Origin of the sequence: Shigella sp. FC1967, from assembly GCF_001743005.1 — a bacterium.
Lineage (GTDB): Bacteria > Pseudomonadota > Gammaproteobacteria > Enterobacterales > Enterobacteriaceae > Proteus.
In genome coordinates, this window is record NZ_MIIZ01001277.1 from 1 (window position 1) to 427 (window position 427).

The following is a 427-nucleotide window of genomic DNA, read 5'->3' on the forward strand; positions in this document are numbered from 1 at the left end:
GCGATTAATGTTATTTAACACTAATGCGTTAATTGATGCCTGGCAGTTCCCTACTCTCACATGGGGAGGCCCCACACTACCATCGGCGCTACAACGTTTCACTTCTGAGTTCGGCATGGGATCAGGTGGGACCGTTGCGCTATGGCCGCCAAGCAAATTCTGTTTTATTACTCGTCACTCACCCTTTAACGGTTCGTCACCAGTAATTATCAATCTTAAACAAGCTTACTTCATCGTTTCGTCTCTCTGACAAAAACACCTTCGGTGTTGTCAGGTTAAGCCTCACGGTTCATTAGTACTGGTTAGCTCAACGTATCGCTACGCTTACACACCCAGCCTATCAACGTCTTAGTCTTAAACGTTCCTTTAGGTCACTCTAGGTGACAGGGAAGACTCATCTCGAGGCAAGTTTCCCGCTTAGATGCTT

At 46.6% G+C, this 427-nt stretch carries 2 rRNA genes; both read right to left on the bottom strand.

Annotation, left to right across the window (positions count from 1 at the left end):
* Positions 1 to 37: 37 nt before the first annotated feature.
* Positions 38 to 153, bottom strand: a 5S ribosomal RNA gene (gene rrf, locus BHE89_RS21200).
* Between the two features lie 118 nt (positions 154 to 271).
* A 23S ribosomal RNA gene (locus tag BHE89_RS21205) occupies positions 272 to 427 on the bottom strand; the annotation flags it as partial.